The following is a 21,127-nucleotide window of genomic DNA, read 5'->3' on the forward strand; positions in this document are numbered from 1 at the left end:
AGGAGGTATGGACTATGTATGGCGATCAGGAAAAACGCATTTTAAATGTATTAGGCATTTCGGATATTGTTCTTTTTAAAGGCAATGAAATTACGATTAAAATTAGACGTGAGGCAGGTCATAATTTAGAGCAACGCCTTGTGGAAGACCAGATGATGGCACTTGGGATTTCGGTGAAAGAAGCAAAGGAATCACAGTCCTATGAAATAAAAGACTTCTATAAGTCAGGTGTATTAATGGAAGTTAAAAATATTCGATATGAAAATGATTTCTATGTACTCAATATAAAGGCACTCGAGAAAGTTCGCGTTGAACGTTTTTACGAAGAAGCGGGCGAGCTAATGGCGGAATATGACATTTCGCCGGATGTCAATGATTTGGAAGGTGCACCGCTAGCCGAACTCTTGAAGCATATTAAGGGACTCGTCAAAGATATCAGCATTTATTTTAAGGGATCCGAACCCTTTCTTCAGTATATTGAAGAAATAAATGACATCGAATTGCTGGCAGGTGTACTGCTGCAGTACATGAATTTAACAATGGAAGAGAAGTATCAAATTTTCGAGACGCATTCCCATAGTGAAAAAGGTCTGAAATTGATCGACGCTTTGATGAAGCAAAAGGAATTGTTTGCCTTTCAAAAGGAAATGGCCGACAAGTTTTCAACGGAAGCCAATAAGAACTACCGCAAGGCGTTTTTAAGAGAACAATTGCGAGCCATTCAAGAAGAACTCAATGAGGATGCTCCGAGCAGCAATAAAAAAGATTATCGCGAGATGATTGAAAATAGTACGATGCCGGAAGAGGTGCAGAAAATTGCGCTGGATGAAGTGGCGAAACTAGATGGCCTCTCACCGCAAAGTGCGGAACGCAATGTTGTGATCAATTATCTCGACCTTTTAGTCAATTTGCCTTGGGGTAAATTCAAAGCACCTGAAATTGACATAGAAAGTGCACGTGAACTACTGGAATCACAACACTATGGTCTTAAAGAAGTCAAAGACCGCATTATACAGCATTTAGCTGTATTAAAGCTGAAAAAGGAAAAGCAAGGTAGCATTTTACTCCTCGTTGGGCCTCCGGGAACTGGCAAGACAAGTTTGGGTAAGAGTATTGCCGAAGCGCTTGGCAGACCCTATGTGAGAATGAGCCTCGGCGGCGTTCGCGATGAAGCCGAAGTGAGAGGACATCGCCGCACCTATGTGGCAGCGCTCCCGGGACGCATTATTCAAGGCATGAAAAAGGCAAAACAGACAAACCCAATTTTCGTCCTAGATGAAATTGACAAACTGCAAGTGGCAAATAGCGGCGATCCAGCCAGTGCGCTTCTCGAGGTGTTGGATCCTGAACAGAACAGCACCTTCCAAGATCATTATCTTGAAGTGCCGTATGATCTCTCTGATGTCTTCTTTATTGCAACGGCAAACTCGCTTAGAGGGATTCCGGGGCCGCTGCTTGATAGGATGGAAGTCATTGAGGTTTCCAGCTATACGAATAACGAAAAGTTTCATATTGCTAAAAATCACCTTATACCAGAGGTTCTGGAAGATCACGGTTTAACGCGACATGAGCTTGAGATTACAGATGAGGCATTGAAACAGGTCATCGATGTCTACACGCGCGAAGCAGGCGTTCGGAACTTGAAGCGTCAGATTGCAAGTCTTGCACGTGCGGCATCTGAAAAAATTGTCTTGCATGCTGTTGAACTCCCTTATCGGGTACAGTCAGCAGAATTGGAAACGCTTTTAGGGCATCCGATTGCCAGACATGATGTGATCGGCAAGGAAAATGTGCCGGGTGTTGTCACTGGTTTGGCATGGACGCCGGTTGGCGGTGAAATCCTCTTTATTGAAGGTTCGTTTATGCCTGGCGGCGGTCAGTTGATCTTAACGGGTAAGCTTGGCGACGTCATGAAGGAATCGGCGAGAATTTCACTCAGCCTTGTCAAATCCAGACTGGCAGTTCAAACGGCTGGATTTGAATTTGGCAAACGCGATTTGCATATTCACGTCCCTTCAGGCGCGGTGCCAAAAGACGGTCCTTCTGCAGGCGTTGCACTCTTTACGGCGATTTCATCACTGGTGCTTGGCAGAAAGGTTCCTTCTGATTTTGCCATGACGGGTGAAGTGACGCTGAGAGGCTCGGTCATGCCGGTGGGCGGTATTAAAGAAAAAATTATCGCAGCGCATCGCGCAGGTGTTAAACGCGTTATTATACCAAAAGAGAATGAAAAAGACCTTACCGATGTCCCAAAAGAAGTGGTTGAAGCATTGACATTTTATCCGGTTGAGAATATTGAAGCTGTCGTCAAATTAATCTTTGACATTGACTTGCCGGATGCCAATTTTGTAGAGCAGCAGCTTTGGCAATCTGCTGAAGGCGGCATGCACATGCCTTCATAAAAGCAACGCTTTGATATCCGAGTTCCGACAGATCGGAAACGGTGATGTCGATTAAAGAAGCGTTTCATATAGATACAGTGTGCAGCACATTAATGAGAATAAGGTTGAGCCGGTATTTTAAGCACCATTTATGGGCTTTGAATATCGGCTTTTCACTTTAAAACAGACAAAAAAAATCTCAAAACAAGAAGAATATTCTCGTTTTGAGAAACATGTCACTGGGACACGATGAGGTGGAGGTAAGAAATATTACCTGCTCATATTAAGAAAATTATAGAAAGCTACTGATTGGGATACCCCCTATCGAGGGGGTTGTTATGAGTATATCACGCACCTTTAAAACTTGCAAGCATATTCATATGAAACTGTATGAGAATGTGATAGAATAAAAGCAACGATAAAGATAACGTGTACGTTAGGAGATTGAAACGATGGATCAAAAACATGTGGCGTTAAATTTCAGCCAAACATTTTCAGGGACGTTAACAGCACCTAATACAACGGCGGCAATTGGAGCAGTCGAGGGAACACTCGCACCTTACGATATGTTGCTCGGTGCACTAGGTGCATGCCTTTATGCGACTTTTTTAGAGATCGTCAATAAAAAGCGATTGACATTTGAAGAAGCGGTTATTCGTATTGATGGCGTTAAACGTTCAACGGTGCCAACAACGCTTGAAACGGTTAATGTTGCAATGACGATAAAAGGTGCAAGCAAGGAAAAGGGATTTAATCAGGCTTTGCAGCTTGCAACGGAATACTGCAGTGTCTATCAAACGATTTCTAAAGTGGCCGAAATGTCTTATACGCTGGATTTTCAGTAGGTTTTACCGAAAAGGTGTGATGAAATGGGTTTTAAAATTAATTTTAATACGTCTGCCAAAGCGCCTACGCCTAGTCAGTCTTATTATGATACAAAGGCGCGTTTTCAGTCAATTCTTCAGGACAAGTTAAATGTCAGTAAACCGTCGGCATCTGCATCAACTGCAGCAGCAAACAGTGACAATGATGTATCTGCTTCGGGGACTGTGGATTTCAATGATCTTACCAAAAGGAGCGGTGCGTCGGCAACGATGATTGATCAAGCACTTGAGGGCACCAATATGGCTGGATTGGGTCAGGCTTTTGTGGATGCGGAAGATAAATATGGCGTTAATGCGTTGTTTTTAGTAGGATTGGCGGCACATGAATCAGCTTATGGCAGCAGTCGTATTGCGCAGTCAAAACAAAATCTCTTTGGCTTTCAGGCATATGATGCGTCGCCGTTCAACAGTGCTAAGACGTTTGGTACGTTTGAAGATGGGATCGATTCTGTCGCGGAATATTTAAAAACATCTTATTTGACACCAGGTGGGAAATATTACAACGGCGCGTCAATTGATGCTGTCAATAAACGGTATGCAACGGATCAAAACTGGGCGAATGCCATTAAGAAGCACGTTCAAAATATGACAGGGGCATGATGCGACAAAAACGGTGCTGAATCAGCACCGTTTTATAATTAATAATTTTATTCATAGCTGTTAGTGCGATACCTGACTGATTTGAAATAATACAAAAAAGCGGCTATTCTGCACTTTCTTTGTCATCTTGCATCTGCGACATGAATTGCATGGCCGTTTCAATGCCTTTAGTGAGTTCTTCCTGAATGCGAGCTTTGCATGCTTCTGATTGGCCTTCGCGCACGGTGACGCGTGCAGAAACTTTGGACATTTCGAGTTTGATAAAATCATCGCCTAATGTCTTAACGGCCATATCTTTTAGCATTTTTTTAGAATCTTCTTTGACAAAGTATTCGGAAAGATGATCTTGAATGACGATGACAATTCTGCCGGCATCGTCCAGTTTAATGGATTTAATAAACATTTCTAACATTATGAGGCGCCTCCTTTAAGTGTTCACTTTATATTCTAGCACGAAAGGCGCAGGGGTCAAGTCTATGATAAGGAGGGCATAAATGTCAAAGATCAAACAGTGGTTTCAGTTCTTTAAAGCAAATTTGGCGAAAGGGTTTAAACGCTTTCCCGTAACGATCGGTTTTGCCGTCGCCTTTGTTGTTATTGCTATTTATTTTAGCCATGCTTCGGAAAAAGCACCATACATAGACAAAGTAATGATGGCGCTGGCCATTGGCGTTCCGCTCTCAGGCGTTATGAAAATGCTCGAAGAACAATTTGCTTTTCACAAGTGGCTCGACGTCGCTGTCGCGGTTTCATTTGTGGCGGTTTATGGTTATCTGATACCGTTAAATCCAGATGATGTCTTTATGCGGCAATACACAGCGCTATCGGCAGCTTTGTACAGTTTATTTTTCATTGTTCCTTATCTAAAGCATTCAGTGTCATTTTCTCAATATTTGTTTTACAATATTTCTAAATTTTTTTTGACGGTGCTCTATGCGTTTATTCTCTTCGCAGGGTCGAGTGCTGTTTATTTTACAGTCAATGTCTTGTTCGAACTGCAGTTGCCCGAAGTGGTTTATATGGATTTAATGATGATCTCATTTGGTATTTTTGGGCCGATGCACTTTTTGGGACATCTACCCAAAAGTGAACAGCGTGAGCTGCCGTATGCGATGCTTTTTGAACGACTGTTTACATGGATTGTCCTGCCGCTAATAATGATTTATACGGTTATTCTTCATGCCTATTTTATAAAAATTCTACTGACGCGAACATTTCCGGAAGGAATGATTGGCAACCTTGTCGTCTGGTATGGTCTCATTAGCGTGGTGACACTTTTTTTCCTCAACGAGATTCGATCAAAACAGCAGTGGCTGGCAAAAGTGACAAAGTATTATCCGATTGGCATGATCGCGCCGCTTTGCATGCTCTTTGCGGCAGCGTGGATGCGTATTGATCTCTATGGTTTAACACTTTCCAGATATCTGTTAGTAGTTGCCGGCTTGTTTGAGATCATTGCGGTCGTATTGATCTTTTTTAGACGTGAACGCGCCAATGTACCGCTTGGCATTATCGCAGTACTAATGATACTGTTGTCATTTTATGGTCCGATTTCCGGTGACAGTCTGGCAAGACGACAGCAAAATGAGCGGCTTCGGAGTAAAATTGAGATGCTGGGTGCACTTGATACAAATGGCAATGTAAACGTGAATAATCTCGATGTCTTATCACAAAATGAGATTAGTTTAACGGCGACCTATCTGGCCGATACCTATGGTGTCGACAGTCTCTATCTGGCTGAAGAAAATGAAACGGCAGAAGCATTTGAAAACAGAACGGGAATTGATTTAAGAACCTATCGCTACCAAGTCCCAGACAAGGAAACGTATTTTAGCCATTATGATGAATCGCTTATGTCAAAGGTGATGTTGGATGGCGCCGACTATCTTTTAAAGGTAACATCTTATGATTCTCTAAAAATTGAGCTGGAAGCAATTGATATCAATGTCAATGTTGAGAAAGCGGCATCGTCCGATGTTATTGAAGTTCGTTTTGAAAGCAGTAATGGCGCGGTATCAGAACGTGTTGACTTAACGGCGTGGGTGAAGTCAATGATCGCGCTGGAATCTTTCGAAGACGAACGGGAGATTACTTTAGGTGATGCACAATATGCGATTAAGTGGATTCTTTACAATGTTAATGGCTATCGTACAGCAGAGACAAATGCCGCGCCGGATGAATCAGGCTTGAAAACAAATGATTTAGCCAGTCATCAACAAGAGATGATCATTGAGTATTTTGAAGGCTACTTACGAATTGATAAAATAGATTAACTTAAAGTTCATAGAAAGTAAACGCTGCCTTAATTCAAATTTTAAATTGGCTTGCTACAATAAGGGCATATGATTGCGAAGTTCCTTGCGAAACAGCGATAAGTTTGAGATGCAACATAAGGAATTTTTTGACATTGCAAAGTGACTCAAACTTTGTAGAAGGAGGTTAAAATATGATTAAGGCAGCAATTTTTGATTTTGACGGTACATTGATTAATACTAATGATTTGATTTTTGAAGGTCTCCAATACTTGGCAACACGTTATCGCGGCGAAAAATTACCAACATCCGTATTGAAGGGATTGTCCGGGAAATCACTATTCGACCAGCTCTCTGCAATTCATCCAGATAAAGTTGCGATCATGGAGGCACAGTTTCAGATCTGGTACAAACATAACCACAATACCAAAGCGAAAGTATTTCCGGGTGTGCCGATGCTCTTGAACCATTTAAGCAGCATGGGTATCGAGATGGGAATTGTCACAAATAACTCACGTGAGATTCTGACACTCGGATTGAATCATCTCGGCATAGGCAATTATTTTACACATCAGATCACACGAAATGATGTCGCAAAAACTAAACCGCATCCAGAAGGATTAATGCGTGTTCTCGAAGTGATGTCACTTCGGCCGGATGAAGTGATTTTCGTCGGCGATACGGAAAACGATATTCTAGCAGCAGCGCGCGCCGGTGTTATCAGTGCTTTTGTAGGCTGGTCTGTTTTAGACACGGCTCAGCTTCAAACAGCGCCAAATTATGTTCTGAATGAAGCGGAGGACTTGTTGCACATCGTTAAAATGCACAATGATCTTGTCGCCTAGCAAAATCTATTGGGAAGGCCTATCATTTGGATAGTTTTTTTTGATTCTAAGAGAAGGTTCACTGCCTGAAAAAAATAGATGAGAAGGTAGTGAACCGTTGTGTTTCGGTGATGTAAAATAGATAACTTAACCGCAGGATCTAGTGACAAGCCAAATGACGTTTTAAGTGATGACAACCTGCGTGCGGTAAAAAGGTGTTAAGCGTTTACAAAAAATTCTTTTATTGTTATCAATTCATTAATAAACCTAGGAGCCATAAACTTTACAGGAATCGGGAATAACCGTATAATATTTAGTAAGACGAAAGAATGGAGGCATCCTAATGGACGCAAAACGATATACTGAAGCGGCGTTTATTAATAAAATGACAACTGTTTTTAGACAGCGCGCCGTATCAGAGCCATCGCTTTTAGGCGTTGAATTCGAACATTTTTTGGTAGATTCGAAGACGCTGAGAAGTTATGCTTATGATGAAACGCATGGGCAAGAGGCGCTTTTCAAGGCTTTGAGTGCAAATGGATGGGATGTTTTACTGGCTGAAAAAGGGCGTATTCTGGGATTAAAACGCAATGGACACACGCTGACGCTGGAACCGGGCGGGCAAATTGAAATTAGCTTGAAAGCTTATGATACACTGGCGGCAATTGAAACGGCTTATCTTGAAGTTGTCAATGAATTGAAGGGAATGCTTCTGCCCTCTCAGCGACTTGTGTCACTGGGCTATCATCCGGCAACTAAAATTAATGAATTGACACTTTTGCCGAAACAGCGTTATCATTTGATGTATGATTATTTTAAAGACCATGGCAGATACTGCCATAACATGATGAAGGGAACGGCATCAACACAAGTATCAATCGACTATAAAGACGAAATGGATTATCATAAAAAGAACCGCGTTGCACAAATGTTATCGCCAATTATGGCGAGTCTGTTTGATTCAACACCGATTTTCGAAGGCAAACGCTATGATCAGGAAAACTGCCGTGTTTGTATTTGGCAGCAAACGGATATCAAGCGGTCAAAATTTGTTAAAGGCAGTTTTGATCCAAAATTTGGTTTCGAAGATTATGCAGCATATCTGTTGGCGCTGCCGCCGATTGTTCTTAAAAGCAACGGCGATTATTATGATACGGGAGACCGTGTCCTGCGAGATTTATTAAATGATTACCCACTTGACGATTCTGATTTTGACCACCTAATGGGGATGGTATTTCCCGATGTAAGGTTGAAGGGCTTTTTAGAAATCCGTATGGCAGATGCCATGCCATATCCCTATAACCTTAGCGTACCGGCATTGATCAAAGCAATTTTCTATGATGAGGCGTTGCTGACAAAATATGACCAAATGGCAAATGGCGTCAATGAAACGTGGGTACAAAAAGCCAATGAGGCACTCTTGACACAGATAAATCCAGTCGTTGACGGTATAAATTTTAAGGAAGTTAAGGATATGTTGCTGAATGATGCTCTAATGGTTTTGACGCCAGCTGAAGCGAGGCCGCTGATGATGCTTCGCTCCATAGCGAATGAAAATGGTTCCATAAAGCGTTGGCTGTCGGAAATGTATGAACGGGATAAAGAACGCTTTTTAGAAGTTATTGCACTTTAACATTAGATTAGGGTCGGCGTTTGCCGGTTCATGGTCATGGGCGCATATTCATGCGCTTGTTTATAGAGATAAAACATTGAAAAATGGATACGGATGATGAGGAGCTTATTTTGAAAATCGAACAGAGGTTAATAGATGAGGTACGTACGCATTTGATGAATTATCGTGAAGATGCGAACGCCGTACAGGATGCGGTAAAGCATTCCAAAGCAATTTATAAAGGAGAACCTGTTCCCTATTTGTATTTGCCGAGAATTTTTGATGCAGAGGATGTAGAGACGTTTCAGGAAGCTACAGAAACAATGGCGGCGCTCTGTGCGCATGTCATCAAGCTGTACCAACAGGAACAAAGCATTCGAGACTTTTACCATTTTGATGAAAAGCTGGATGCCTTGATTAGATTGCCGCATTATTATGAGACGCAGGTGCCAATGGGGCGTTTTGATATTTTCTACTATGGTAATGGCGCATACCAGTTCTGTGAACTCAATGCAGATGGTGCTTCTGCCATGAATGAAGAATATGAGCTCAGTAAGATATTGGCGCATACACGTGCGATGCGTGATTTTTCATTTGACGTGCAGCCGACAGCATGTGAGCTGTTTGACAGCTGGGTTTCAGAAGTCGCGGAGATCTACGCGGACTATTCTATACAAACAAATCGCAAACAAGACCGCAATAAGCCAGTGAATGTTGCTATTGTAGATTTGCTGGATAAGGGAAGTCCAATTGAATTTGAAATGTTTAAGGAGGCGTTTGAACGCGCTGGCTATGCTTGTAAAATAGTTGATGCTCGATCACTCGCCTTTAAAGATGATCAGTTATGGGCGGAGGAAATGGCAATCGATGTTATTTATCGCCGCCTTGTAACGAAGGATTTGATGGACGCCTATGATGAACTCGAAGATTTTGTAAAAGGTGTAAAGGCCAACGCTGCATGTCTCATTGGCCCGATTAAAACACAGATTATTCACACGAAGCGTTTTTTTGAATTGCTCTATGCACCTGTTTTGCAGCCTTTTCTATCAGAGGAAGAACAAGCATTTATTAAAGCGCACGTCCCGTATACGGCGCCCTTAACACGCAGTCAAGTGTTTATCGATTCGAAAGACGATTACATTATAAAGCCAGTGGACTATTATGCTTCGAAAGGTGTTTGTGCCGGTAGGGATTATACGCCATCGGAATGGGCAATGCTCCTTGAAGATAAATATGATAACGGCTATGTTGTTCAGCGTTATTGCCCGTATGCACTTGTCGATAATGCCGTGCTAGTGGATGGCACGCTTCAAATGGAGACATTCAGGCATATTACGGGACTTTTCGTATACAATGGCAAGCTGAAAGGCATGTATTCACGCGCTGGACGCAATGCTATTATTTCAGGACTGCACGATGGTTTTACGCTGTCATCGCTAGTTGCAAAACCACTGCCGCTTTAGGAGGATATGAAAAGATGGATTACGGCATCCTCAGACTGCCACATCAAAACAGCCGCTATGACGAAGCTACAGAAAAGTTAATGGCACATGAACTTGCCATTGTGATGAACGGCATAGGTCAGGCTTATATTGCCAAAGGCTACCAGTCTTTTGGCAGCATTGAACTCTTTGTTTTTAACGTTTCAGAAGCACTGTCAGAACGCGTCTTTTCAGCGCTGGAACGGTTATCTTCACGTTTGGCACTATTTGAAATTTCAGGTGATTGGCTAAAACCTGTTGAATCGTATTGGTCACCTTACATGAGATCTGATTTTGCCAGTATTCTTAAATACAGCGGCAAAACCAATGAGGCTTTTACCGGAATGATGATTAATATAGGCATCTTTAGCAGTGATTTTGCAGGAGACTTTAATATGCCGCTGACGGTTTTTGATCCGATGAGCGGACGCGGCACAACGCTCTATAAAGCATTGATGGTAGGGTATCATGCAACCGGCGTAGAACTCAACAAACAAGATGCCGTTGAAATGAATCAGTATGTAAAGCGGTACTTGAAGTATCACCATTATAAACATGAAACGCTGCACCAGACCATTGTCAAAGACGGTAAACAATATGGGACGAAGTATACCATCACGACGGCGGATACCAAAGAACACTATAAAGCCGGTGAACAGCGTTCCTTGCAGTTTGCCAGCGGTGATACCGTTATGTCCAATCTGTACCATAAAAAACGACATGCACATGTGCTGGTAACTGACTTGCCATATGGTGTTCAGCATTCGGGGAAGGTTGTTATGACACTGCTTCAGAAGGCACTGCCGGTTTGGCATGCGATGCTGAAGACAGGCGGTGTTGCGGTCGTCGCTTATAACACCTATCATCTGGATCGAGCAGTACTCGTGGATGCGTTTAAGGCTGCTGGATACAACGTGATGACAGAGGCGCCTTACGATGATTTTGAACATTGGGTTGAACAAGCGGTCAACCGGGATATAATTGTGGCAAAATGTGAACGATAGAATGCGCGTATAAAAGCGACTGAAATATTCTTTTAGAATAATCAGTCGCTTTCTGTATTTTGTATTGAATCACGGTTTAGAAGATCGCTTTTATTTTCAATAATATCCTGTAAAGTGAATTCCTGAAGAATGGCCTGAAACTCATTTTCAGCTTTGGAAATGACAAGTGATATAAAGAGTTCCGTTCCCGTAGAAGGAACCGAATCATAGCTGGTGGACTGTGTTTCAAATGCTTGATATACACTTAAAACGGTTATTTTTGCAGGAGATTTAGTGATGCTGTAGCCACCGTAACGTCCGCCAAAGGAACGAACCAGTTTGGCCTTCATCAATTTGGCTAATATTTTCCGAACCGCAGTTGGATCTTCACCAAGTAAGCCGGCAATATAGTTGCTTTTCAAAATTGTATCTGACTCAGCCATTAATGCCATTGCTCTCAATGCCACATGAAACCATTTTGGACCTAAATCACCGGATTGAGTGACGATTTGCATATAAATGCTCCTTTTTGTCGGGATAATACCAAGTAAATGTGCAGGACTATTATAAACTGATTAACTTTTAATTGCAATAGAGGCTACAAGAAACGCCAAACGATGAATTGAAAATTAAATATTTATTGTCAAATAGATTGACGAATTAATTCAGAAGGGTTAAACTTTAAATGTGCAAAAAAAATCACAAATAAATCGCATTTTTAGCGTGTGCTGGTTTAAGTTTTTATTCCCTAGACAATGAATGGAGGTAGAAATGGCGTTTTCTTTAGATCCAGAAATAAAGGCACTGCTTTCAAAGAGTGCACAAAGTGCAACTTCAATTGAACGAGGCGATTGGCAAACTATTCGGGCGACATACAGTGCGATGTGGAATGCGATGGCTGCAGTTGCCCCAAAATATCCTGATGTGGAAAGAAAGTCATTTTCAGTTATGGTAAAAGACGGTACGATGATTGATCTTAGATGGTATACAAAAAAGGGATCGAATCCCGGGTCTGCTGTCGTCTATGCACATGGCGGCGGGAAGATACTTGGCAGTGTGGAGGGTCACGATTCTATTGTCGCTAATTATGTTAGCCAAAGCGGTGTGCCGTTTTTATCTGTAGAATACAGGCTTGCACCTGAATATCCGGGCGCTGTTTGTACAGAAGATACTTATGCAACTTGTGTTTGGCTTGCCGAACATGCCTCAGAACTTGGCGTTGATCCGACAAGGATTGCTGTTGCCGGTGACAGTGGCGGTGCAGGGATTATGGCAGGTGTTGCTATTTTAGCACGAGATCAAGGTTTTTCGCTGGCAAAGCAAATACTCATTTACCCAATGCTTGACGATCGCACAGTTGAACCGGATCCGCTGATGGTGCCTTTCCTTTCGTGGTCATACGACAATAACTATACAGCTTGGTACGCAATTATCGGGGATGACGTGGGTGGTGATCATGTTTCGCCCATCGTTTCACCAGCCCGCAATAAAAACTTTGAAGGATTGGCACCGACTTATTTAGAAGTTGGTGAACTCGATATCTTCAGAGATGAAACCGTTCAGTATGCTTCAAAACTCTGGCAGGCAGGCGTTTCGGTTGAGCTGCATGTTCATCCGGGATGCAATCATGGGTATGATGCAACGCCCATTCAAGTTGCAAAGCGGGTAATGCAAGATCGCATACGTGTAATTGAAGCGATATAAGTGTGTAGAAGCTTTATAAACACAAAAGCAGCTATGCTTATCACTCAAAAAAATGTATCAATTGCGAATAAATGAATAATGGCTTAGCTTAAGTTATAAAGCTGGGGAATGGAATCATCATCGATTCTATTCCCTTATTTTTATGAAAATTAAGATCAAAAAACAAATGATTTACCGTCGCGAATTCAGATTAATGGTAGAATAGTGATGAACGGCGTCTGCGTGTATCTTATTTATGGGGGGAAAATGCAGCGTTAAAGTATGACATGGGATGGGGGTGTCCACGTGTTTAAAAGTTTGAAAATCAGAATACCGGTGGTTATATTGCTTTACGTCTTATCGGTGATTTTTGTCAGTTCATTCATCATTCTTCACACCGTACGCGTACATTCGATTAATGAGGCGCTAAACAAGAACAGCGTTATCTCAGAAACCATTAACGAAAAAATTGCACTCTATTTGGAGAGTGCAAAAAAGACTATCGTTACAGCCGGTAATTTTTCAAGTCACAGTCTATCTGATGAAGAAAAAATCAAAGAAGAGCTTTCGCGTATTTATGACAACTACGATTATTTTGATTTAATTTTCTACATGGACAAAGATGGAAAGCTTATTTTTTCGAAACCGATCAATGAAAATGCCATTGAACGCTATGAGTATACGGATCGTGACTACTATCAGTATATTATGGCAAACGGCGAGCCCTATATCAGTCGGCTCTATATCAGCCGCGTTTTGGGACAGCCGCATTTTGTCGTGGCAGCCCCTATCTTTGATGAAAATCATAACATATCAGGGCTGATTGCCGCAGGGATTCCACTGGAGAATATCAAAAATGTCATTGCATACAAGGAACGGGATTTTAACGGCGATTTTTGGGTGGTTGATTCTTACGGCGCGCTTATCGTCGGTCCGGAATCAGCAGAAGCCCTGCCGGATGGTGAACAAATAGGCTATATGGCGGACAATCCCGTTACACTAGAAGGGCAGGAGACATCGCTCTACGGTGTGCTTGCGGACAAGCTCGTCGGCATTGGGGAAACAAAAAAGAACGGTCAGATGTATTACGAAGCCATCACATACGTGGAGAACACCGGGTGGATGGTTATGGTTGAACAGAGTGAAGCGGTCATTCTGCAGGATACCCAGAAAATTATGGATCGCCTGATGTCCATTTCAATTTTTACCGTCATTGTCAGTTTGTTTTTAGGCCTGTTGCTGGCATACAGCATCACACTTCCGATTGAGAGCCTTGTGAGTAAAGTGCGAAAACTGAGTTATAGCGGTTATGCACCAACACTCTTTGAACATCAGTCTAACGGTGAAATCGGTGAGCTGTACGATGCCTTTAAAGATATGACGGTACAGCTTGACAATAAAGTCGTCGAACTGGAAGCGTCTATTAAACGGGAATTTAACCTACAGCAGTATTTGAACAACATCTTGATGAGTGCGGGCAATGGTGTTCTCGCCATTGATGCCAATCGCGAAATTACTTTATTCAATCATGCGCTTGAAAACATCACAGGGTTATGGAAGCGCGACTACGTGCACTTCCCTTGTGAAACGCTGTCGCAGGCGATCAAAATAGACCTTGGCGGCATTATTGACGAATATGAGAAAAATAATGACAATACCGCAAACTATGAGCAGGTGCTCATTCGCAATCAACAGGAATCCATTCATTGTCGAATCAACATCTCTTCCGTTGCCAATGCGAAGGGAGATGTCGTCGGTTACGTCTTCCTCATTCAGGATACGGAAAAAGAGAAAATGCTGGATGAAGAGCTGAAACGTGAAGATCGCATTAGCATTCTCGGCGAATTCACATCATCAATTATTCATGAAATTGGCAACCCGCTTTCGGGGCTCAGCAATTTGCTGGAACTTTTCCGAAACGACGACGTTACAGAAGAAGAAAAAGAACACATCCTCGATTTGTTTGAGAAGGAACTGAAAGATCTCAATGATATTGTTCTAAACTATTTAAACTTTGCGCGGCAGAATAAAAGCGGCAGTACTGTTGTGAATCTTGGCAAAATCGTTGATGAAGCAGTTAATATTTTGAAAATGGAACTCATCAATCATAACATCAGCATTCGCAGAAATTCTGACAGTGAACATATTGAAATCAAAGTCAATCGCCGCGGCTTAAAACAAACGCTGATTAATATTATGAAAAATTCCATACAGGCTATTCGAGATGAGGGCAGCATCAGTATTACGCTCAGAAAGCGCGGGGAAATGGTAGAAATTATCATACGAGATACGGGTGTCGGCATTCAAGAAGCGGATATTAACAATATCTTCGAACCGTTTTATTCGACGAAGCAATCCGGCAATGGGCTCGGTCTATCCATTGCTTATAAAATCATACGCGACATGGATGGTGAAATTGCCGTCGAAAGTAAGTTAGGCGTCGGGACGACGTTTACAATATCATTGCCAATGGCTTAGGGGGGGCGAAACGTGAAAATATTGATTATTGACGACGAGGAGAGTATTCGATATTCATTGGGATTAAAGCTTTCGAAGATCGAAGGCGTAGAACTGTTAATGGCGGGAACAGGCGAAGAAGGACTCGAAATATTAAAGCGGGAAGCGATCAAACTTGCCATCATTGACATTAAATTGCCAGGCATTGACGGCATTGAAGTATTGAAGCAAATTAATCAGATCAAAATTGACACGGTTGTCATTATGATTACGTATATGAGTGAGGTAAGACTTGCGGTCAAAGCGATGAAAATGGGCGCCTATGATTACTACACAAAGCCTTTTTCGCTGTCTGAGATTAAAAAGTCGGTTGAAAGCGTGCTAGCATTTATTCAAAAGCGTTCTGAAATCGAAGTTGATCAATCAGGCATCAATGGATTTATCGGTTCGGATGAGAGCATTCTTCAAATCAAGGACACCGTTAAACGCATTGTGAACAGCGGAATCAATACCAATATTCTCATTCAGGGAGAAAGCGGTTCCGGTAAAGAAGTGATCGCCAAATACATTTACGACAGTTTTGGCAGTAATCGACCCTATGTGGCGCTGAACTGTGCAGCCGTCCCCAAATCGTTGCAGGAGAGTATTCTCTTTGGCTACGAAAAAGGTGCTTTTACCGAAGCGAGAGAACAGCGAATCGGCCTGCTCGAAAAAGCAAATGGCGGCATTCTATTTCTTGACGAAATTGGCGATATGGATCTTGATCTTCAGGCAAAACTATTGCGCGTCCTTGAGAACAAACAGTTTAAGCGCGTCGGGGGTACAGACGATATTGCCTTTGAAGCGATGGTTATATCGGCAACCAATAAAAAGATTCGCGAAGAGATCACCTATGATCATTTCAGACTCGATCTTTATTATCGGCTAAATATTATTCCGATCAATGTTATACCACTCAGGCAACGGCGTCAGGATATTCCGCTGCTGGTTTCACATTTTATCGATTACTATCAGCAGAAAATGAATACATCCATTATCGGCGTGACAGATGAAGCGATGGCGCTTTTAACCTCCTATGAATGGCTTGGCAATGTCAGAGAACTTAAAAATACCATCGAACGGATTATGATTCTCTCTGACAGACGGTACATTGACGTGGATGACCTGCCTAAAGATGTATTTTTTGAAGTTGGCAGCAACACTGGTATGGATGGCAATCTTGAAAATGCAGAACGGGAAGTGATTGTTCAGAGCCTCGCGAAAAATCAGTACAACATTACGAAAACAGCGAATGATTTAGGTATTTCAAGGACGACACTTCGCAATAAAATGGAAAAATACCGTATTGATAAACCTTAAAAAGCCATTAGGATGCGATCATTTCATAGGAAATTGATATTGTGCATCGTGAAATGGCTGTCAAGAACAACGATAAGGGAATGGCTAACGAAAAGGCAAGTTGATTTAGATAACAACTTTATAAAGCATTGATATTTGACAGGGCAGTGGCTGAAAATTGACCGGAGTGGTTTATTTTTAGCCACTTTTTTTGTTGCGAATGATGCGGTTTTCAATTGACCTGAATCTGGTTCAAACCTTTGGAAAATCAATAACCAAGGGGGAAAACAAATGTTGTTTGAAAGACTGGCATCAAATTTGCGAAATATATAAGTATGGCGCGGGGAGGTGTTATAGGGCGCCGCTTTCCACAGCATTATTGTGATAGGGGAAGAAATCAAGCACTGCATTTATCGACATTATAAAGTTTTTTGGAGGGGGTTTCATATGAACATTCAGCTTATTACGTTGATTGCACTCGTCGTTGCAATCTTTATCGGGTTCAAGCGAAAGGTTAACACGGGGCTCGTCGGCATCGCTTTTGCCTATGTCGTCGGATATTACATTGCCGGCATGTCGGCGAAAGAAATCTATGTATCCGGTTTTCCAACGAAATTATTCATTATTTTATTGGGCATGACACTGCTCTTTAGTATTGCAAAAGTGAATGGTACTCTTGAACTCATTGCCAGAAAAGTTTCGGCAATGGCCGGGGGCAATACAAAACTGCTGCCGATCTTCTTTTTTATCATGTGTACTGTGATTGCTGCAGCGGGTCCGGGACCGATCGTCGTACCGGCGCTGATGCTGCCGATTGCCATGGAAGTGGCTAAAGAAGAGGATATTTCAGACCTTTTAATGGCGACTATTGTTATTGCAGGCTCATTGGCCGGCGGCTTGTCACCGCTGTCTCCTTCCGGCATTATTGCGAGCAATCTTGCGGCAGAAGCAGGGGTTACCAATTATACGCCAATTTTCATAAGCGTTATTTTGACATCGACATTACAGGCCATTGTTTTTTATTTTGCATTTGGCGGTCATAAACTTAAAGGGCGTGCCACAAAAGAAAAAGCGACGATTCAATTTAATAAAGAACAGCTCCAGACAGTGGTTGTCATTTTGCTTGTAATCGTTGCCATTCTCATCTTTAAGCAAGATATTGGCATGACGGCATTTCTTGGTGCCGCTGTCCTGTTGCTCTTATCGCCAAAAGTACAAAAGGACGCCATTGCCAATGTTCCTTGGCCAACGTTACTCCTAATTGCAGGGGTTGCCATTTTAGTCAACGTCGTGAAGGTATCCGGCGGTATTGATGCGCTTTCTACTTTCTTGGCAGGCATTATGAGCAAACAGACAGCACCGGCGATCATGGCGATTATGGGTGGTCTGATGTCATCTGTCTCCAGTGCTTCAGGCGTTGTTATGCCAACGCTGATTCCTACCGTTAATGGTATTGTTGAACAAATGGGCGGCACGATCACTGCTTCGTCGCTGATCTCAGGGATCGTCGTCGGTGCACATGTGGTCACATATAGTCCGCTCTCAACACTTGGTGCACTTGCGATGGCATCTTCCACCGATCGCGTTGACAAAGAGAAATTCTTTGCAAAGCTCTTGGCACTCGGCTTTGGATCCATTCTCTTTGCAGCACTTTTAGGCTTTATCGGTTTATATCGATAAGCGCTGTGACTTTGTTAACCGTAAATTTTTATATACCCAATCTAAAATCCAATGCTTTATTGGTACCTCGGTCAAATGCGATCGAGGTTTTTTCATTAAATTGGTATGATATTTTCTAATAACGGATGCGAAGGAGATTAAAAAAAGTTAAAATAGGCATAGGAGGCTTTTATGAAACCGGAGTATTTAATTGAACAGCAAAACGAAATAAATGCACATCATATATACCGTAAAATAGCAGGCCGTATTAAGGATGCTCACAATAAAGACATCTTGCTCAAGATCAGCAAGGATGAGTTAAACCACTATCATCGGCTCAAAGCGCAGACGCAGCGCGAACTAAAACCCAACTGGCTGCTGATTAATTTTTATGCAGTGATCAGTTTTTTTCTGGGATTTACCTTTAGCGTTAAGCTAATGGAAAAAGCAGAGGATGCCCAACAAGCAAAATATCAGGAGCTCTACGATGATGATCCGCTTTTAAAGGCCATTATTGAAGACGAAGAACGTCATGAAAAGACACTCATTGATATGCTGGACGAAGAACGGCTCAACTACGTCGGATCGATTGTCCTAGGTCTAAACGATGCCCTCGTAGAGTTAACTGGGGCGCTGGCAGGGTATACATTTGCGTTTCAAAATGCTAAAATCATTGCATTGACAGGTCTTATTACCGGTATTTCCGCATCCTTTTCCATGGCGGCATCTGAGTTCTTATCAACACGTCAGGAGGGTGAAAGTGAACATGCACTTAAGTCGGCAATTTATACGGGGATTGCCTATGTATTTACGGTTATATTGTTGATCACGCCATACCTGCTCATTGGAAATCCGTATATCAGCTTAGCAACGATGCTGGTGGTAGCGGTGTTGATTATTTTTGGATTTAATTATTATATTTCTGTTGCAAAGGACTTGCCGTTTAAACGACGTTTTTTTGAGATGGCCGGTATAAGTTTGACTGTTTCGCTGATTTCTTTTCTTATTGGTGTTGTCGTTAAAGTCGTCTTTGGATTCGAATTATAATGGTAGAAAGACAGAATCTGGGGAGGAAGCAATATGTATGATATTAGAGATGTCGTCCAGAAGGCCATTGGGCTTTCCGTAAGGAAAAAGGAAATCTATGAACAGCAGTGTCAGCGCGTTGAAGACCCAGGACTGCAATTGGTCATTCGCATTATCGTGAAACAGATTGATAAAGATATCGAACACTATCAGGCGATTATTGCCAATATTACAAATGAAATGGCAGGGGCTATTGATTTTGGGACTTATGACAAAATTTCTTCTTTGGTCAATCAGTTTTCAAATGTAATGATTGCGCCGGATATTCAGACACGGCATGATTTTATGACATTCGTTATTGCACTCGAAGAAAGTCTGTATGCACTTTTAATTGATATACAGGGACGGATGGTTGTCAACGAAGTTGTTGCGGCTTCGGTATCTTATTATGTACTCAGTGAGTTAATTGAAGAGAAGGGCGATTTTGTTAAAAAGCTGAAAAGCCTATAGTGTATAAAGTGGACGCAGGATGAATGTTTGGGTAATGTTATCGACATTGGGTAATTAATAATATTACGATTTGGAGGTTTAAATGACTGAAAGAAAAAAGGCTGAAAAGCCTAGGAGCATGCAGACGCTTTACGCATTGAGCATACACATGAAATATGGTGAAGTGCTGCATGTGGAAGGCATCGACCGCGAGGAGCGAGACCAGTATCTGGCGCTTGCCAAAGCGGCGGGCAGTACCATGCTCCTCGAGACAAAGCATGAAGTTCGACAGCTTCGCAGTGATGATATCGCGAAGGTTTCCATTATCTCCTACAATGCAAACTACATCAATACATGGCATCTCGCAAAGCGCATGCTGCTTGGTGAATCCTCTATCGGGCGTTGGATTTTCGGATTTATGATTAAATTTTTTGTTTTTCTGTGCTTTGTTATTGCCATCGCGCAGCTTGGCCTTCGCGTGATTGACGGGACCATTATGGATGTGCTCTTTGACCCGACACAGTTTGTTGCTGTCATTGATGCGGCGCTGGTTCAGATGAAGACAGTCTTTAATTATGTCGTCGTGTTTATGATACTCTTGCATTTGCTTGATATGGTACTGGCACTCAGGAATGATTATTATATTAATCAAGATGGTGCGCCGTGGGTTGAACAGACGACGGCTGCTAATTTTATTTTAACAGGTGGTCTCATTGTCGGGTTCTTTGTTGTAAAAGCCGTGATCGGCGGCGTTATGGCGATGCTTTGATGAAAAATGACAAAAAAGAGGTTCATTGCAACGGCGAAAACCGAAGCGATGAACCTTTTTATCATTAAACACTTATAATATTTTTTCACCATGATAAATTTCGCCGCCGGCATCTTTTAGAAAACCATAATTGACAGTCCAATGTGTTTTGTACTTCACGGCTTGTGCATGGATCATATCCATATGACCCGGTACTTGTCTTACGACGCGTGCCGGAATGCCGACAACCAATGAATGCGGCGGGATGATTTCATTTTCTTTAACCACTGCACCGGCAGCGATAATGCTGCCGCGGCCGATAACGGCGCCATTTAAAATCGTCGCACTCATGCCGATGAGGCAGTGATCTTCAATGGTGCAGCCGTGGATGACGGCGTTGTGGCCAATGGTGACAAAATCACCAATGACCGCTTCAAGATGATCGGCAACGTGTACGACGGCATTGTCTTGGACGTTTGAGTAGGCACCGAGGGATATGGCGTTGACATCGCCTCTAAGTACGGCATTAAACCAGACGCTGCTGTATTGGCCAAGTGTGACGCGTCCGATGACGCGTGCGCCGTCAGCAATAAAGCTCTCGGGATCGCATGTTGGGCGAACCCCTTTGTATTCATAAGTCATAAGACCTCCTTGACGGTTTTTGCGCTAAGGCGATAAGTGACACAGCCACTGCATGTGTATCGTAAAAT

General features: G+C 42.4%; 18 protein-coding genes. 15 read left to right on the forward strand and 3 right to left on the reverse strand.

The window, feature by feature from the left end:
- Positions 1-14 precede the first annotated feature (14 nt).
- From lon to KHM83_RS12865, 3 genes are all read left to right on the forward strand, one after another.
- The gene (gene lon, locus KHM83_RS12855) at positions 15-2,402 is read left to right on the forward strand and encodes an endopeptidase La (protein ID WP_213237429.1); all 2,388 of its coding nucleotides are present in this window, start codon (positions 15-17) and stop codon (positions 2,400-2,402) included.
- A 431-nt stretch (positions 2,403-2,833) separates the two neighbouring features.
- Positions 2,834-3,226 carry an OsmC family protein gene (locus KHM83_RS12860; RefSeq protein ID WP_213237430.1) on the forward strand — a complete coding sequence of 131 codons (393 nt, stop codon included), beginning with the start codon at positions 2,834-2,836 and terminating at the stop codon, positions 3,224-3,226.
- A gap of 24 nt (positions 3,227-3,250) precedes the next feature.
- A complete protein-coding gene (locus KHM83_RS12865; protein ID WP_213237431.1) occupies positions 3,251-3,865 on the forward strand; it encodes a glucosaminidase domain-containing protein in 615 nt (204 codons plus the stop codon).
- A 103-nt stretch (positions 3,866-3,968) separates the two neighbouring features.
- On the opposite strand, the gene KHM83_RS12870 is transcribed toward KHM83_RS12865, so the two are convergent.
- Positions 3,969-4,277, reverse strand: a complete 309-nt coding sequence (locus KHM83_RS12870) for a hypothetical protein (protein WP_213237432.1) — start codon at positions 4,275-4,277, stop codon at positions 3,969-3,971.
- Between the two features lie 82 nt (positions 4,278-4,359).
- Here KHM83_RS12870 and KHM83_RS12875 point away from each other — a divergent pair, with 82 nt between their 5' ends.
- The 5 genes from KHM83_RS12875 to KHM83_RS12895 all read left to right on the forward strand — a co-directional run bounded on the left by KHM83_RS12875 (position 4,360) and on the right by KHM83_RS12895 (position 11,038).
- A complete protein-coding gene (locus KHM83_RS12875) occupies positions 4,360-6,138 on the forward strand; it encodes a DUF4153 domain-containing protein (RefSeq protein ID WP_213237433.1) in 1,779 nt (592 codons plus the stop codon).
- A gap of 173 nt (positions 6,139-6,311) precedes the next feature.
- On the forward strand, positions 6,312-6,962 hold the full coding sequence (locus KHM83_RS12880; protein WP_213237434.1) for an HAD family hydrolase: 651 nt from the start codon (positions 6,312-6,314) through the stop codon (positions 6,960-6,962).
- Between the two features lie 322 nt (positions 6,963-7,284).
- Positions 7,285-8,574 carry a glutamate-cysteine ligase family protein gene (locus tag KHM83_RS12885; RefSeq protein WP_213237435.1) on the forward strand — a complete coding sequence of 430 codons (1,290 nt, stop codon included), beginning with the start codon at positions 7,285-7,287 and terminating at the stop codon, positions 8,572-8,574.
- Positions 8,575-8,684: 110 nt separating this feature from the next.
- Entirely contained in the window at positions 8,685-10,016 is a 1,332-nt protein-coding gene (locus KHM83_RS12890; RefSeq protein ID WP_213237436.1) for a glutathionylspermidine synthase family protein, read from the forward strand.
- Positions 10,017-10,030: 14 nt separating this feature from the next.
- Positions 10,031-11,038, forward strand: a complete 1,008-nt coding sequence (locus tag KHM83_RS12895) for a TRM11 family SAM-dependent methyltransferase (RefSeq protein WP_213237437.1) — start codon at positions 10,031-10,033, stop codon at positions 11,036-11,038.
- A 41-nt stretch (positions 11,039-11,079) separates the two neighbouring features.
- On the opposite strand, the gene KHM83_RS12900 is transcribed toward KHM83_RS12895, so the two are convergent.
- Complete coding sequence (locus tag KHM83_RS12900) at positions 11,080-11,532, reverse strand: Rrf2 family transcriptional regulator (RefSeq protein ID WP_213237438.1); 453 nt, start codon at positions 11,530-11,532, stop codon at positions 11,080-11,082.
- Between the two features lie 256 nt (positions 11,533-11,788).
- Between KHM83_RS12900 and KHM83_RS12905 the strand changes: the two genes are divergently transcribed.
- The 7 genes from KHM83_RS12905 (at position 11,789) to KHM83_RS12935 (ending at position 20,438) form a co-directional block, all read left to right on the forward strand.
- Positions 11,789-12,721, forward strand: coding sequence for an alpha/beta hydrolase (locus KHM83_RS12905; protein ID WP_213237439.1), 933 nt, complete (start codon positions 11,789-11,791; stop codon positions 12,719-12,721).
- A 285-nt stretch (positions 12,722-13,006) separates the two neighbouring features.
- A complete protein-coding gene (locus tag KHM83_RS12910) occupies positions 13,007-15,178 on the forward strand; it encodes an ATP-binding protein (protein ID WP_213237440.1) in 2,172 nt (723 codons plus the stop codon).
- A 12-nt stretch (positions 15,179-15,190) separates the two neighbouring features.
- Positions 15,191-16,516, forward strand: coding sequence for a sigma-54-dependent transcriptional regulator (locus tag KHM83_RS12915; protein WP_213237441.1), 1,326 nt, complete (start codon positions 15,191-15,193; stop codon positions 16,514-16,516).
- Between the two features lie 426 nt (positions 16,517-16,942).
- Positions 16,943-18,175 carry an SLC13 family permease gene (locus KHM83_RS12920; protein ID WP_213237442.1) on the forward strand — a complete coding sequence of 411 codons (1,233 nt, stop codon included), beginning with the start codon at positions 16,943-16,945 and terminating at the stop codon, positions 18,173-18,175.
- A gap of 171 nt (positions 18,176-18,346) precedes the next feature.
- Positions 18,347-19,201, forward strand: a complete 855-nt coding sequence (locus tag KHM83_RS12925; RefSeq protein WP_213237443.1) for a VIT1/CCC1 transporter family protein — start codon at positions 18,347-18,349, stop codon at positions 19,199-19,201.
- Between the two features lie 33 nt (positions 19,202-19,234).
- Entirely contained in the window at positions 19,235-19,690 is a 456-nt protein-coding gene (locus KHM83_RS12930; RefSeq protein ID WP_213237444.1) for a hypothetical protein, read from the forward strand.
- An 82-nt stretch (positions 19,691-19,772) separates the two neighbouring features.
- Positions 19,773-20,438: a hypothetical protein gene (locus KHM83_RS12935; RefSeq protein WP_213237445.1), complete on the forward strand. Its 666-nt coding sequence runs from the start codon at positions 19,773-19,775 to the stop codon at positions 20,436-20,438.
- Between the two features lie 72 nt (positions 20,439-20,510).
- Here the strand turns inward: KHM83_RS12935 and KHM83_RS12940 are convergent, their stop codons facing one another.
- Complete coding sequence (locus KHM83_RS12940) at positions 20,511-21,059, reverse strand: gamma carbonic anhydrase family protein (protein ID WP_213237446.1); 549 nt, start codon at positions 21,057-21,059, stop codon at positions 20,511-20,513.
- Positions 21,060-21,127: the final 68 nt, after the last annotated feature.

The sequence above is a fragment of the Fusibacter paucivorans genome, from assembly GCF_018390735.1.
In the GTDB taxonomy this organism is placed as follows: domain Bacteria; phylum Bacillota; class Clostridia; order Peptostreptococcales; family Acidaminobacteraceae; genus Fusibacter; species Fusibacter paucivorans.